The organism is Frondihabitans sp. PAMC 28766 (genome assembly GCF_001577365.1).
In the GTDB taxonomy this organism is placed as follows: Bacteria; Actinomycetota; Actinomycetes; order Actinomycetales; family Microbacteriaceae; genus Frondihabitans.
The window spans coordinates 3,275,136-3,289,527 of the sequence record NZ_CP014513.1; the positions used below are offsets into that span (position 1 = coordinate 3,275,136).

Genomic DNA, 14,392 nt, shown 5'->3' on the forward strand with positions numbered 1-14,392 from the left:
CGTCCCGTAGGGTGTCGATGTGCTCGTCACCATCACCACCGAACTCCCCGACGCGACCGACCTCGGCTACCTCCTGCACAAGCATCCGGCCCGTCTGCAGTCGTTCGATCTGAGCGTGGGCACGGCGCACGTGTTCTACCCCGAGGCGACGCCCGAGCGTTGCACCGCGGCTCTCCTGCTCGAGGTCGACGCCATCGGGCTGGCGCGCAGCAAGCGCTTCGGGGGGCGCGACGCCGACACCCTCGGCCACTACGTCAACGACCGGCCGTACGCGTCGACGTCGATGCTCGCGGTCGCTCTGGGCCAGGTCTTCCGCACGGCGATGACGGGCCGGTGCGACAGCCGGCCGGAGCTCGCCGCCTCAGACGTCCCGCTGGTCATCGAGGTGACCGCGCTGCCGGCGCGCGGCGACGCGGGTCTGGTCGAGCGACTGTTCGCACCGCTCGGCTGGGCGGTCGAGGCGCAGGCCGTACCGCTGGATCCTGAGTTTCCGAATTGGGGCGACTCCCGGTACGTCAACCTCACGCTGACCGGCACGCTCCGGCTCGCCGACGCCCTCCGGCACCTCTACGTGCTGCTGCCGGTGCTCGACGACGCGAAGCACTACTGGGTCGGCGACGACGAGATCGGCAAGCTGATGCGGAACGGCGAGGGCTGGCTCGCCGACCACCCCGAACGCGACGTGATCACGACGCGCTACCTCGCGCACCAGCGCTCGCTCGTCCGCGACGCGACCGAGCGGCTCGACGAGCTCGACGACTCGGCCGGCGACACCACCTCGCTCGAGGAGGCCGCAGAGACCGTCGACGCGCCCACGCCGCTGCGGATCCACCGGGCGGAGGCCGTTCTGCAGGCCCTCCGCGACGTGGGCGCCCATCGTGTGGCCGACGTGGGCTGCGGGCCGGGAGCCCTGCTGACGCGCCTCGTCGCCGACCCGGCCTTCACCGAGATCGTCGGCACCGACGTGTCGTCGGGCGCCCTGAACGTCGCCGAGACGCGCCTGCACCTGGGCGACCTCAGCGACCGGCAGCGCGACCGCATCCGACTGCTGCAGTCGTCGGTCACCTACGAGGACGACAGGATCACGGGGCTCGACGCCGTGGTGCTCATGGAGGTCGTCGAGCACATCGAGCCGACCCGCCTCGACGCGCTCGAGGCCACCGTCTTCGGGCACGCCGCCCCCGCCTCGGTGATCGTGACGACGCCCAACAGCGAGTACAACGCGCTCTACCCGCACCTGGCGGCGGGCACGATGCGGCACACCGACCACCGCTTCGAGTGGACCCGCGCCGAGTTCGCCGACTGGGCCTCCCGAGTGGCGGGCGCATTCGGCTACACGGTCGAGCACCGCTCGATCGGCGATCTCGACGCCGTGCACGGCTCCCCCACCCAGCTCGCGCTCTTCCGGAGGGTCTGACCATGCCAGAACTCACCGTCCCCCTGATGTCGTTGGTCGTGCTCGTCGGCACGTCCGGCTCGGGCAAGTCGACCTTCGCCGGGCGCGCCTTCGAGCCGTTCGAGACGCTGTCGAGCGACTACTTCCGTGGCCTCGTCTCGAACGACGAGAACGACCAGGCCGCGACGAACGCCGCCTTCGACGCCCTCCGCTACGTCGCCGGCAAGCGGCTGGAGGCCGGCCTGCTCACTGTGATCGATGCGACGAACGTGCAGCCGCAGGCCCGCCGCGGATTCGTCGAGCTCGCCCGCGCGCACGACGTGCTGCCGGTCGCCATCGTCCTGGACGTGCCCGAGAGCGTCAGCGTCGCCCGCAATGCGTCGAGGCAGGATCGCGACTTCCCCGCCTCGGTCATCAAGCGCCAGAACGATCAGCTGCGGCGATCACTGAAGTTCTTGGGCAAGGAGGGCTTCCGGCGCGTGCACGTGCTGCACGGCGTCGACGAGATCGAGGCCGCCACCATCAGGCGCGAGCCCCTGCTCAACGACCTCCGCCACGAGACGGGGCCGTTCGACGCCATCGGCGACGTGCACGGCTGTCTGTCCGAGCTCGTCACCCTGCTCGGGGTGCTCGGCTACGAGATCACGCAGGATGCCATGGGTCGCGCCGTCGACGCCCGTCACCCCGCGGGGCGCCGCGCCGTGTTCCTCGGCGACCTCGTCGACCGGGGGCCCGACGTCGTCGGCGTCCTCCGCCTGGTGATGGGTATGGTCGCCTCGGGCAACGCCCTCGCCGTGCCGGGCAACCACGAGAACAAGCTCGTTCGCGCTCTCGGCGGCAAGAACGTGCAGACCTCGCACGGCCTCGCCGAGACGCTCACGCAGCTCGCGGCCGAGCCGGACGCCTTCCGGGCGAGGTCGAGGTGTTCTGCCGCGACCTCGTCTCGCACCTGGTGCTCGACGGCGGCAAGCTCGTGGTGTCGCACGCCGGGCTGCCCGAGGCGTACCACGGCCGGGCCTCCGGCCGGGTGCGATCGTTCGCGCTGTACGGCGACACCACGGGCGAGACCGACGAGTACGGGCTGCCCGTCCGCTACCCGTGGGCGAACGACTACCGGGGCGACGCCGTGGTGCTCTACGGTCACACCCCGACGACGCAGTTGGAGTGGGTCAACAACACGATGTGCCTCGACACGGGCTGCGTGTTCGGCGGGGCGCTCTCGGCGCTCCGCTACCCCGAGCGCGAGACGGTGCAGGTGCCGGCCGAACGCGAGTGGTATGCGCCCGTGAGGCCTCTCGATCCTGCGGGCTCTTCGTCGGAGTCGCCGGGCTCGCAGGCCGGCGCCGACCGCGCGCCGGGCGTGCTCGCCATCGCCGACGTGCTCGGCAAGCACGTCGTCACGACGGGCCTGCACGGCAACATCAGCATCCGCGACGACCAGGCCGCCGGGGCACTCGAAGTGATGAGCCGCTTCGCCATCGACCCCCGGCACCTGCTCTACCTGCCGCCGACGATGAGCCCGCCGAACACCTCGAGCCTGCCCGACCTGCTCGAGCACCCCGCCGAGGCGTTCGCGTCGTTCCGCAAGGACGGCGTCTCGACGGTGATCTGCGAAGAGAAGCACATGGGGTCGAGGGCCGTCGTCTTGCTGACCCGTGATCCTGCCCGCTTCGGAGCCCCTGCGGGCTGGCTGGGCGTCGCGCACACGCGCACCGGGCGGCCGTTCTTCGACGAGCCGCTCGGCACCGCTTTTCTTGGGCAGCTGGACGCGGCCGTCGAGGGGGCCGGGCTGTGGAGTGAGCTCGACACGTCCTGGCTGCTCTTCGACGCCGAGCTGCTGCCGTGGTCGCTGAAGGCCGACGCGTTGATCCGCGAGCAGTACGCCTCGGTCGGCGCCGCCTCGACGACCGCGCTGCCGCGTGCCGTCTCGGCGCTCTCGCGCGCTGCGGCGTCCGGTGTCGACGTGTCGGCCCTTCTGGCGCGCACCTCGGCCCGAGAGGCAGACGCAGCGCTCTACGTCGACGCCTACCGCCGGTACGTGGCGCCGACCGAGGGCCTCGAGGGCGTGCAGCTCGCTCCGTTCCAGTTGCTCGCGTCGGAGGGGGCCGTGCACGTGACCCGCGATCACGCGTGGCACCTGTCGATCGCCGACCGCCTCGCGGCGCAGGATCCCGAGTTCATCCGTCGGACACGGTCGGTCACCGTCGACCTCGCCTCCGAGTCGTCCATAGCGGCAGCCACGTCGTGGTGGGAGTCGCTCACCGCCGACGGCGGCGAAGGCATGGTGGTGAAGCCGTTCGAGGGCGCCGTGCGCACCTCTCGCGGGCTCGTGCAGCCCGGCATCAAGGTGCGTGGGCGCGAGTACCTGCGCATCATCTACGGCCCCGACTACACCGAGCCCGCCAACCTCGCCCGCCTCAAAGACCGCAACCTGGGTCTCAAGCGCTCAATGGCCCTCCGCGAGTACGCGCTCGGCATCGAGGCGCTGGCGCGCGTGGTGGCCGGCGAGCCCCTGTGGAAGGTGCACCAGGCCGTCTTCGGGGTGCTCGCCCTCGAGTCGGAGGCCGTCGACCCGCGCCTCTGACCTCGCCTCCTTCCAGCTCCCTCCGGGGGACGGGCCCCCGGAGCCCGGGCGTACGGTCGCCCCATGAGCGACTTCACAGCAGCCGGGCCCAACGACCAGCACACCCGCCCGACGGGGGTCAGCGACAAGACGGTCGAGGCGCTCGGCAAGCTGAGCGAGGCCCTCGAGGTCGTCGAGACTGCGCGAGGGCACCTGTACGAGTTCCACCGGCAGTCGGGGCAGGCCGATCTGAACCTCGGCGAGGCCGTCGACCTCTTTCGCGAGGCAGGTCACGACGGCCTGGCCGACCGCTTGGCCGCAGAGATCGTCGGCCGCAATGTGGTCCACGGCCGGTGGACGTTCCAGATCGTCGAGGACTACGACGACAACTACTACTCCCCTTTCAAGCAAGCCGAGCAGGATGCGCGCGACACTCTCGTCGGAGGCCGCCGCCACCTCTTCGAGGCCGAGATGAAAGAGGACCGCCGCACCCACGGCGCTCCTCACCACGAGGCCCGCCCCGGCCCTGGCGCCTGACCCGGCGGCACTAGTGCTGCTTCGGCCGATCCCGGCCCGCCGCACCCGCAGTTGCAGCACTAGCGCCGAGCGAGAGGAGATGGTGGCCCCGCCCTCTTTCACAGCAGCCCCCTGAGCGCAATGCACGGCAGCGCCGAAGGCGCCGCCTCCTTCAGGCCTCGACTAGGCCTTCAGGCCTTAAATGGGCACAGAGATGCGAAATGGCCCTCCCGGAGGGAGAGCCGTTTCGCATCGTGACCCCAACCGGATTCGAACCGGTGTTACCGCCGTGAGAGGGCAGCGTACTAGGCCGCTATACGATGGGGCCGTTTTTGCGACTCGTCGAGTATGCCACAGCGCTCGTAAGCCAACAAATTGAGGCTACCTCGCGTCCATGCTTCCCTGATCCTGCCCTCGACGGCGTGACTACGCTGTCCCCATGCGAGTGACGAAGTACGAACACGCGGCTTTGGTCATCGACGACGGCGGGCGCCGTCTCGTCATCGATCCCGGCGGATTCACGAGATCTCTCGGCGGGGTGACCGACGTCGACGCGGTCGTGGTGACGCACGAGCACCCCGATCACTGGACGCCGACACAGCTGACTGCTCTGCGCGCGGCGAACCGGGGCGTCAGGATCCTGGGGCCCGCCGGTTTCGCTGCCGCAGCCCTCTCTGCGGGCCTCGAGGTCGAGACAATCACCGACGGAGACACCGTCGAGGTCGGGCCGTTCACGCTGCGATTCGCGGGGACGACTCACGCGGTGATCCACGAGAGCATCCCGCTGATCGACAACACCGGTGTGCTCGTCAACGGCGCGCTCTTCCACCCGGGCGACTCGTACACGGTGCCGCCCTTCCCCGTCGAGGTGCTTGCCGCGCCCCTGGGAGCCCCGTGGCTGAAGATCGGCGAAGCGATGGACTACGTCGCGGCGGTGAAGCCCGCGAAGATCTTCTCCATCCACGAGTGGACCCTGTCGGAGACAGGGTTCGGCATGCACCTCGACCGTCTGCGCGCCGTCGTCGAGGCGTCCGGCGGGGAGGCTGTCGTTCTCAGCCCGGGCGACTCGCTCGAGCTCTAGCCGCTGCCTAGAGCCCGGAACCCTTCACGCTCTTCTTGAGCGGGTCGTCGAGCTCGATGTAGCAGTAGGCCGAGCGGTCGCCGGCCTCGAAAGCTGTGGACGACGGCGTGAAAACGTCGAAGTCGACGCCGGAGTCGTTGTAGCTATCGCCCACGTAGGGCGCGAACTGCGCGAAGCAGAGCTCGTCGGCCTGGTCGTAGGTGAGGCGGCCCGAGCCGTCGGTGGTGTTCGGCACGGTCACGACGGCGAAGACCTCGCTGTCGTGCGACTGCGTGCAGGCGGTGGGCCGGATCTTGTCGGAGGAGTCGATCGCGTCGGCCGAGTCGAAGCAATTCCCGACCTTCAGTGACGTGACGGGCGTGGTACCGGTGAAGCCGTCGCCGCTGCTGTCGCTGCCGTTGCCCGGGCTGCTGCCCGAGCTGTTGCCGGCCGCCGACGATGTGGATCCGTGCGAGGCCGCCCCCCACGCGAAACCGCCGGCCAGGCCCGCGGCGAGCAGGACAGCCGCAACGACGCTGGCCAGTGTGATCACGAACGACCGTCGAGGGCGCGGTGGCGAAGGCCATGTCGGCTGCGTGGGCGCGAAGCTCGGCGTCATGGCGAGAGCCGTCACAAGACCCGAGTCTGCTGCGCCGGGATCAGCCTGAACCTGCCGACGGACGACGCCGACGAAGGCCGCTGCCACCTCGTCGGGCGATGCGGAGGCTCCGAAGCCGAGCGCCTCGGCCCGCCGATCAGCCAGGGCGATGCTCGTCAGCTGAGGGCCGTCGCCGATCGCGGCGAACCACCCGGTCGAGTCGGCCAGCAACTCGATCGTGCGCGCCGGGCCGACCCGGAAGACCAGCACCTCGCCCGCGTCGGTGCCGTAGTCGGACTCGCGGAAGCCGAGGGAGGCCCCGGGCAACTGCCGCGTGATGGCGGCCGCGACGGCGACCAGTTGGGCGCGTTCGGCGGGGTTCACGCGTCGAGCCGGGTGAGCCAGCCGTGCGGGTCGGGGCGACGGCCGTACTGGATGTCGGTGAGCTCGGTGCGGAGCGACAGGGTCAGCGAGTCGGGGCCGGCGACCGGCGACACGACCGAGAAGCCCTCGCCCTTCAGCTCGGCGATCGGCACGACGACCGCCGCGGTGCCGCAGGCGAACACCTCGACGATGTCGCCCGACTCGACGCCGGTCTTCCACTCGTCGAGGCTGACGCGACGCCGCTCGGTCTTGTGCCCTCGGTCTTCGGCGAGCTGCAGGATCGAGTCGCGGGTGACGCCCTCGAGGATCGAATCGGAGTCGGGGGTGACGAGCGTGCCGTCTTTGTAGACGAGCACCACATTCATTCCGCCGAGCTCTTCGATGTAGGTGGTGTCGACCGAGTCGAGGAAGAGCACTTGCGAGCAGCCGTGCGCATAGGCCTCCTCCTGCGGCAAGAGCGATGCGGCATAGTTGCCGCCCGTCTTCGCGGCACCGGTGCCGCCCTTGCCGGCGCGAGAGAAGTTCTCGGACAGCCAGATGGACACGGGCGCGACGCCGCCGGTGAAGTAGGCGCCGGCCGGGCTGGCGATCACGTAGTAGCCCACCTTGTGCGCGGCTCGCACGCCGAGGAAGCTCTCGGTCGCGATCATGAACGGCCGCAGATAGAGGCTCGTCTCGTCGGCGGTCGGAACCCACTTCTGGTCGACGCGCACGATCTGCTTGAGCGACTCGACGAAGTCGTCGACGGCGAGCTCGGGCAGCGCGAGGCGCTTGGCCGAACGCTGCAGGCGGCGCCCGTTGGCCTCGGGGCGGAAGGTCCACACCGACCCGTCGGCGTGGGCGTAGGCCTTGACGCCCTCGAAGATCTCCTGCGCGTAGTGGAACACCGAGGCGGCGGGGTCGAGCGAGATGGGGCCGTAGGGCACGACGGCCGCATCGTGCCAGCCGTCGTCGACAGTCCACTCGATCTCGACCATGTGGTCGGTGAAGTACTTGCCGAAGCCGGGGTCGGACAGCATCTCTTCGCGCTCGGCGTCGGCACGGACCGAGTCGCTGGGCGTCAGCTCGAAGTGGAGGGGGTAAGTGTCTTGCGTGGTTGTCATCGGGGCGTCCTATCGCGACGAGGAGGTGACCTGCGAGACGGCGGCGGCAATGGCGTCGCCGATCTCGGTGGTCGAACGGGTGCCAGCAGGCGCTGAGGCCGCCCGAGAGTCGATGTCTGCTTCGACCGCACGGGTGACTCGAGCGGCTTCTTCAGGCAGACCGAGGTGGTCGAGAAGAAGCGCGGTCGACAGGATCGCGGCGGTGGGATCGGCTTTCTGCTGGCCGGCAATGTCGGGGGCGGACCCGTGCACCGGCTCGAACATGCTGGGGAAGGCGCCTTCCGGGTTGATGTTGCCCGAGGCTGCCAGGCCGATGCCGCCGCTGATTGCGCCGGCCAGATCGGTGAGGATGTCGCCGAAGAGGTTGTCCGTGACGATGACATCGAATCTAGCAGGGTCGGCGACGAGGTGGATGGTGGCGGCGTCGACGTGCTGGTAGTCGACGGCGACCTCGGGGTACTCGGCCGAGACGGCGTCGACGGTGCGCTGCCACAGCGAGCCCGAGAAGACGAGCACGTTCGTCTTGTGCACGAGCGTGAGCCGGTGAGCCGGGCGTTTCGTCGCCAGCTCGAAGGCGTAGCGCACGACGCGCTCGACGCCGTAGGCCGTGTTGACACTGACCTCGCTCGCGATCTCGTGCGGCGTCCCCGTGCGCAGAGACCCGCCCGTGCCCGCGTAGGGCCCCTCGGTGCCTTCGCGCACGACCACGAAGTCGACGTCACCAGGCGAGGACAGCGGCGACGGTACCCCGGCGTAGATCGTGGTGGGGCGCAGGTTGACGTAGTGGTCGAACGCGAAGCGCAGCTTGAGCAGCAGGCCGCGCTCGATGATGCCGCCGCGAAGCGCAGGATCCCTCGGATCGCCGCCGACGGCACCCAGGAGGATGGCGTCGTAGGAGGCGATCGCCTCGAGGTCGGCATCGGTCAGGATGTCGCCGGTCGCCTTGTAGTGCGCGGCGCCGAGTTCGAACTCGGTGACGTCGAACTCGACCCCGGAGCCCTCGGAGACCGCCCGCAGGACCTTGAGCGCCTCGGCCACGACCTCGGGGCCGATCCCGTCGCCCGGGATGCTTGCGAGTCGGACGGTGCGGGCTGCCATGGGGTCTCCTCGGTAATCGTTTCGGAGACTCCAGCTTACCGACGCCAAAGGAGGCCTGCGGAGTTGCCCACAGGCCCCGCGACAGCAATCGCGACGAACGTCAGAGCGTGACGTCGATCTCGCGCATGACCTCGGCGTCGATGGCGCGGCGCACCTTCTCGAGCAGGCCCTCGGGGGCCGGGCTGTCGATGGTGAGCACGCTGAGCGCCTGGCCGCCGGCCGAGGTGCGGGCGATCTGCATGCCCGCGATGTTGATTCCGGCCTCGCCGAACTCCTTGCCGTAGACCGCGACGATGCCGGGGCGGTCGGTATAGAGCATGACGATGTGGTGGGCGGCGAGCGGCACCTCGACGTCGTAGCCGTTGATCTCGGTGATCTTCTCGACCTGTTTGGGGCCCGTCAGGGTGCCCGAGACCGAGATCTGGCGGCCATCGGCGAGAGCGCCGCGGATCGTGATGATGTTGCGGTACTCCTCCGACACGGCGTCGGTGAGGAGGCGCACCGTGACACCGCGCTGCTCGGCGAGGAGCGGCGCGTTGACGTAGCTCACGGTCTCCTGCACGGCGTCCGAGAAGACGCCCTTGAGGGCCGCGAGCTTGTAGACGCTCACGTCGTAGTCGGTCAGGTCGCCGTGCACCTCAACGTCGATCGTCGTGAGCGGGCTATCGGCGAGCCCGGCGAACACCTGGCCGAGCTTCTCGACCAGCGGGATCCCGGGGCGGACGTACTCGTCGATGACACCGCCGGCCACGTTCACCGCGTCGGGCACCAGCTCGCCGCCGAGGGCGAGGCGCACCGACTTGGCGACGGAGACACCCGCCTTCTCCTGCGCCTCGTCGGTCGAGGCGCCGAGGTGCGGCGTGACCACGACATTGTCGAGGGCGAGGAGGGCGAGGTTCGTCGGGGGCTCGGAGACGAAGACGTCGAGGCCGGCACCGGCGATGACGTCGTCGGTGAGAGCCTGGAACAGTGCGTCCTCGTCGATGAGACCGCCGCGAGCGACGTTGACGATGAACGCCGTCGGCTTCATCAGGGCGAGCTGCTCGGTCGAGATCATGCCCGTGGTCTCGGGCGTCTTCGGCATGTGGATCGTGATGAAGTCGGAGGTCTGCAGCAGCTCGTCGAGCGGCAGCAGGGTGACGCCGAGCTGCTGGGCGGGCCGGAGTGACGTAGGGGTCGTATGCGACGATGTTCATGCCGAAGGCCTGGAGGCGAGCGGTGATGAGAGCGCCGATGCGGCCGAGGCCGATGATGCCGACGGTCTTCTCGAGCAGCTCGACGCCGGTGAACTTCGAGCGCTTCCACTGCCCCTGGGCCAGAGCGTTGTGCGCGGCGGGATGTGACGGGCGAGGCTCAGGATGTGGCCGACGGTCAGCTCGGCGGCCGACACGATGTTCGACGTGGGCGCGTTGACGACCATGACGCCGGCGTTCGTGGCCGCCTTGATGTCGACGTTGTCGAGTCCGACGCCCGCGCGGGCGACGACCTGCAGCTGCGGGGCTGCCGCGATCGCCTCGGCGTCGACCTTCGTGGCCGAGCGCACCAGGATGGCGTTCGCATCGGCCAGCGCCGAGAGGAGGGCCGGGCGGTCGGTTCCGTCGACCGTCCGCACGTCGAAGTCGGGGCCGAGCGCGTCGACGGTGGCGGGCGAGAGTTCTTCGGCGATCAGCACGATCGGCTTGGCCACGAGTGGACCCCTTCTGCGTAGGACGCGACGAGTCGCGCCGCGGAGCCCGGCCATCAACCGACCGGGGGTGCCTTCAACCCTAGCCACGGGCATCCTGCGATCCGGGCCTCGACGGCGCCTCACGGCGACGAACCTGGGAATCCGCAGAGGTTGCCCAGCGGGCCCGGACCATATTGCCGCCGTCGCGCCGCCGTCGCGCCGCGACGAGACGGCGAGCTGCGCGAGCTAGAGCTGGTAGGCGCTCGAGATGTACGCCGAGATCGACGCGGCGACGGCCGACACGGCGCAGATCACGGCGAGCAGGGCCAGAAGCCTGCGCCCGAGCGAACGCCCGCGCCCCACCCACAGCGCGGCGGCGAAGCCGACTGCAGGTGCGATCACGGCGACGACCAACTGCGCCCACGGAACAGGTTTGACGAGGCCGGTCAGGTGGTTTGCGCGGTAGAAGTCGTAGTTCTTGGTGATCAGCGAGGGCACCGTGGCGATGTTCTGGACGGCCGTCCAGGTGTCGTCGGCCAGCAGCAGCGCGGTGATCGCGAGACACACGATCCAGACGACGAAGACTCCCGGTGAACGGCGCATGTCGCCGTCCTCGACGCGCGCGGCGTCGTCAGGAATCGAGGTGTCTGCGAGCACGGAGTCGCTCATACCGAGCCTCCCACGATGAACTGCCACGGAATCAGCACGAGGACGCCGACGAGCAGCCAGAGGTAGCGCTTGCGGCCGGGGCGCAACGGCGTCAACGCCACCGTCGCCACGAACCAGGCGGCGGGCGCCGCAACGGCGAGCACCTGGCCGACGTGCCACAGCAGCAGCGCGACACCCGCGAGGCTGGGCGCCGTGGCGCGAGTGACCGAGACGAGCCAGGCCACCGTGTAGAGCAGCAGGACGGCCGCGAAGACGCCGTGGGCGACCAGCGCGCCCGACGACATGACGCCCTCGGGCGGCTCGTCGTCTTCGCCATCGGCCTCATCGTCTTCGGCGTCGCGCAGCTCGACGGGCACCTCGACGACAGGGCCCTCGACGTAGCTCTTGTCGGACGACTCGCCCCAGCTCAGAGCCTCGTCGTCGGCCTCGTCGTCGTCGGTGCCGGTGGGCGCGTCGCCGCGGCCGGTGTCGGCAGTCATACGCCCACGCTCCGGGGCCGCACCGGGCTCGACGGGGCCGCAGCCGCAGCACGCGCCGCAGCACGCTCGACTCGCGTCGCCGACGCGTCGACCCCCCGGCGGATGGACGCGGTCTTGTCGCCCACTGCGGCGAGCACGGCCGGGTAGAGCGGGTGGCCCGGGTAGACGCCCGTGAGCGTCTCGGCGAGCAGGTCGTCCGAGACCCCCGACCGCAGGATCGACTGCAGCTCGCGACTCTCGACATCGTCGGGCACGTCGAAGTCGAAAGCGGCGCGGACGGCCCGCACGAGCGCCGGGAACGGCAGCCCGCGCTCGGCCAGCTGGGCCGCCGGGCCGACGAGGCGCTCGTGGCGGCTGACCTTGCTGAGCGGGTTGCGACCGACGCGACCGGTGGTGTCGGGCAGGTGGGGGTTGGAGATGCGACGCAGGGTGCTGTCGATGTAGGTCTGCTGCTCGGCTGGGTCGAAGCCGTACTTGTCGACGAGCAGGGCCTTCGTCTCGGCGAGCACGGCCAGCACCTCGACGAAGACCTCGGGCTCGTCGAGGGCGTCGCGGACACTCGCGATGCCGCGGGCCCAGCCGTAGTAGGCCGCCGTGGCATGCGCGGTGTTGACGGTGAACAGCTTGCGGTCGATGAAGGGGGCGAGGTCGTCGACCCACGAGACACCGTCGATGGTGGGTGGCTGGTGGCGACCGCGAAAGGGCGCGGTCTCGACGATCCACTCGGAGAACGACTCGATGGTGACGTCGAGGCCCGGCGACTGCTCGGGCACGATGCGGTCGATGGCGCAGTTCGCGAACACGACCGAGTCGGCTGCGAACTCGGTCGAGCCGACCTGCCGGACGAAGGCTGCGAGCGAGTCGCTGGCAGCGATGGCGGTCTCGCAGGCGATCACGACGAGAGGCTCGAGGTGGGCCGGGCGGTCGGCGAGGCCACGGGCGATCGCCGGGGCGAGAGACGGCAGGATGCGAGGACCCACCGAGGTCGTGACGATGTCGGCCGTCGAGATCTCGGCTGCGATCTCGTCGGCGTGCTGCCGGTTGTCGATCGCCCGGTAGCCCTCGACCACTCGCACCGTGGTCTCGTCGTCGCCCACCTCGTAGACCGAGTACGACGTCTCGCTCTGAAGGGCGCGCACGAGATCGGGATTGACGTCGGCGAAGACGACCTCGTAGCCGCTCGCGTGCAGCAGCTGCCCTACGAAGCCTCGCCCGATGTTGCCTGCGCCGAAGTGGATCGCCTTCTTGCTCGATGCCATCCAACGATCATGCCAGACCCGGCCCCGCCCTTCAGACATCAGAAAGGCCCCCACTCGAAAGGGATGCCCTTCTGTGACGTTCTTCGCTGCACGCGCCGCAGCGCCTTGAAAGTCGCTTGCGGGTCGCGCATGCCCATCGGTTCGCATCAAGCCAGGGCATGCATTTACATTTGAACTGTGACACTTGTGTACGGCAATCATCGAAAAGCACTGTCATGCGTCTGACGCCGGTAATCCCCCTGGTCATTTACATGCTCTGCTCAGCCTGCGCCGGGGCGGCGGTGGCTCTGGGCGCCATGAGCCTGCTGAGCGTCCCGGCAGACAGCGCGACCTCCGATCACCTGGGGATCGTCGCCCTTCTCCTCGTCGGGGTCGCTCTCCTCGGCTTGGCAGGGGTGTCGATCTACCGAGCACGACCAAGCCGTTCGGCTGGCGAATAACCGGACGACAGCGGTGCCGGCAGCGTCGTCCTGGCGCTGACAGCGGGCGGCTCCATCACCGGTCACACGAAGACGTCGAGCCCGTCTGCTTCGCAGACGGGCTCGACGAGTGTGACGATGTGGCTAGCGCGCGGCGTGGCCGTCCACGTAGTCCGCGTCCTGCTGCTTCCAGGCGAAGAGGGCGCGGAGCTTCTGACCCGTCGCCTCGATCGGGTGCTGCTCGGCGCGGGCGCGGAGGGCCTTGAACTCGGGAGCACCGGCATCCTGGTCGTCGATGAAGCGCTTCGCGAACGCACCCGACTGGATGTCGGCGAGCACGGCCTTCATGTTGTCCTTGACGTCGGGGGTGATCACGCGCGGGCCCGAGACGTAGTCGCCGTACTCGGCGGTGTCGGAGACGGACCAGCGCTGCTTGGCCAGGCCGCCCTCCCAGATCAGGTCGACGATCAGCTTGAGCTCGTGGAGCACCTCGAAGTAGGCGATCTCGGGCTGGTAGCCGGCCTCGGTGAGGGTCTCGAAGCCGTACTGGATCAGCTGCGAGGTGCCGCCGCAGAGCACGGCCTGCTCGCCGAACAGGTCGGTCTCGGTCTCTTCGGTGAAGGTGGTCTTGATGCCGCCGGCGCGGAGGCCGCCGATGCCCTTCGAGTACGACCAGGCGAGATCCCAGGCGGATCCGGTGCCGTCGACCTCGACGGCGACGGTCACGGGCACGCCACGGCCAGCCTCGAACTCGCGGCGCACGGTGTGACCGGGGCCCTTGGGGGCGACCAGGATCACGTCGACACCGGCGGGAGCCTCGATGTAGCCGAAGCGGATGTTGAAGCCGTGGCCGAAGACGATCGCGTTGCCCTCGACGAGGTGGGGGGCGATGTCGTCGCGGTAGACGTGGCGCTGAACCTGGTCGGGCGCCAGGATCACGATGACGTCGGCCCACTCGGAGGCGTCGGCAGGGGTGTGCACGGTGAAGCCGGCCTCTTCGGCCTTCTGGCGGCTCTTCGAGTCGGGCTTCAGGCCGATCACGACCTCGACGCCGGAGTCGCGGAGGTTCAGCGCGTGGGCGTGGCCCTGCGAGCCGTAGCCGATGACCGCGACCTTCTTGCTCTGGATGATCGAGAGGTCGGCGTCGTTGTCGTAGACGATTTCAGTCACTGGGTGCTTCTC

General features: G+C 69.5%; 12 protein-coding genes, 1 tRNA gene and 2 pseudogenes. 4 read left to right on the forward strand and 11 right to left on the reverse strand.

The genetic code is table 11. The features are described from left to right. Positions 1–19: 19 nt before the first annotated feature. The 3 genes and pseudogenes from AX769_RS15610 to AX769_RS15620 all read left to right on the forward strand — a co-directional run bounded on the left by AX769_RS15610 (position 20) and on the right by AX769_RS15620 (position 4,496). The gene (locus AX769_RS15610; RefSeq protein ID WP_066281152.1) at positions 20–1,417 is read left to right on the forward strand and encodes a 3' terminal RNA ribose 2'-O-methyltransferase Hen1; all 1,398 of its coding nucleotides are present in this window, start codon (positions 20–22) and stop codon (positions 1,415–1,417) included. 2 nt (positions 1,418–1,419) lie between these two features. Continuing rightward, a pseudogene (locus tag AX769_RS15615) lies at positions 1,420–3,980 on the forward strand (polynucleotide kinase-phosphatase). A gap of 63 nt (positions 3,981–4,043) precedes the next feature. Continuing rightward, positions 4,044–4,496 carry a hypothetical protein gene (locus AX769_RS15620; RefSeq protein ID WP_066281154.1) on the forward strand — a complete coding sequence of 151 codons (453 nt, stop codon included), beginning with the start codon at positions 4,044–4,046 and terminating at the stop codon, positions 4,494–4,496. Between the two features lie 234 nt (positions 4,497–4,730). Here the strand turns inward: AX769_RS15620 and AX769_RS15625 are convergent. Then, positions 4,731–4,803 (reverse strand) — tRNA-Glu (locus AX769_RS15625). Positions 4,804–4,914: 111 nt separating this feature from the next. Here AX769_RS15625 and AX769_RS15630 point away from each other — a divergent pair. Beyond that, the gene (locus AX769_RS15630; RefSeq protein WP_066281156.1) at positions 4,915–5,556 is read left to right on the forward strand and encodes an MBL fold metallo-hydrolase; all 642 of its coding nucleotides are present in this window, start codon (positions 4,915–4,917) and stop codon (positions 5,554–5,556) included. A 7-nt stretch (positions 5,557–5,563) separates the two neighbouring features. Here the strand turns inward: AX769_RS15630 and AX769_RS15635 are convergent, their stop codons facing one another. The 10 genes and pseudogenes from AX769_RS15635 to ilvC all read right to left on the reverse strand — a co-directional run bounded on the left by AX769_RS15635 (position 5,564) and on the right by ilvC (position 14,380). After that, positions 5,564–6,517 (reverse strand): septum formation family protein, encoded by a 954-nt coding sequence (locus tag AX769_RS15635; RefSeq protein WP_066281157.1) that lies wholly within the window; start codon positions 6,515–6,517, stop codon positions 5,564–5,566. Beyond that, positions 6,514–7,620, reverse strand: coding sequence for a branched-chain amino acid aminotransferase (locus AX769_RS24115; RefSeq protein WP_066281159.1), 1,107 nt, complete (start codon positions 7,618–7,620; stop codon positions 6,514–6,516). Before AX769_RS24115 ends, AX769_RS15635 begins: the two co-directional genes overlap by 4 nt. Positions 7,621–7,629: 9 nt before the next feature. After that, positions 7,630–8,718, reverse strand: coding sequence for a 3-isopropylmalate dehydrogenase (locus AX769_RS24120; protein WP_066281162.1), 1,089 nt, complete (start codon positions 8,716–8,718; stop codon positions 7,630–7,632). Between the two features lie 100 nt (positions 8,719–8,818). After that, on the reverse strand, positions 8,819–9,586 hold the full coding sequence (locus AX769_RS25360; protein WP_239452054.1) for a hypothetical protein: 768 nt from the start codon (positions 9,584–9,586) through the stop codon (positions 8,819–8,821). Positions 9,587–9,625: 39 nt separating this feature from the next. Beyond that, positions 9,626–9,992: pseudogene (locus AX769_RS25365) on the reverse strand (NAD(P)-dependent oxidoreductase); the annotation flags it as partial. Further along, positions 9,911–10,405 (reverse strand): hypothetical protein, encoded by a 495-nt coding sequence (locus AX769_RS25370; RefSeq protein ID WP_369824035.1) that lies wholly within the window; start codon positions 10,403–10,405, stop codon positions 9,911–9,913. The pseudogene AX769_RS25365 and the gene AX769_RS25370, both read right to left, overlap by 82 nt. Positions 10,406–10,630: 225 nt before the next feature. Continuing rightward, positions 10,631–11,053 (reverse strand): hypothetical protein, encoded by a 423-nt coding sequence (locus tag AX769_RS15655; RefSeq protein WP_066281169.1) that lies wholly within the window; start codon positions 11,051–11,053, stop codon positions 10,631–10,633. After that, entirely contained in the window at positions 11,050–11,532 is a 483-nt protein-coding gene (locus tag AX769_RS15660; protein WP_066281175.1) for a hypothetical protein, read from the reverse strand. The genes AX769_RS15655 and AX769_RS15660 overlap by 4 nt, the downstream gene beginning before the upstream one ends. Beyond that, positions 11,529–12,791 (reverse strand): mannitol-1-phosphate 5-dehydrogenase, encoded by a 1,263-nt coding sequence (locus AX769_RS15665; RefSeq protein ID WP_082763859.1) that lies wholly within the window; start codon positions 12,789–12,791, stop codon positions 11,529–11,531. Before AX769_RS15665 ends, AX769_RS15660 begins: the two co-directional genes overlap by 4 nt. Positions 12,792–13,354: 563 nt before the next feature. Beyond that, complete coding sequence (gene ilvC / locus AX769_RS15675) at positions 13,355–14,380, reverse strand: ketol-acid reductoisomerase (RefSeq protein WP_066281180.1); 1,026 nt, start codon at positions 14,378–14,380, stop codon at positions 13,355–13,357. Between the last annotated feature and the right edge of the window lie 12 nt (positions 14,381–14,392).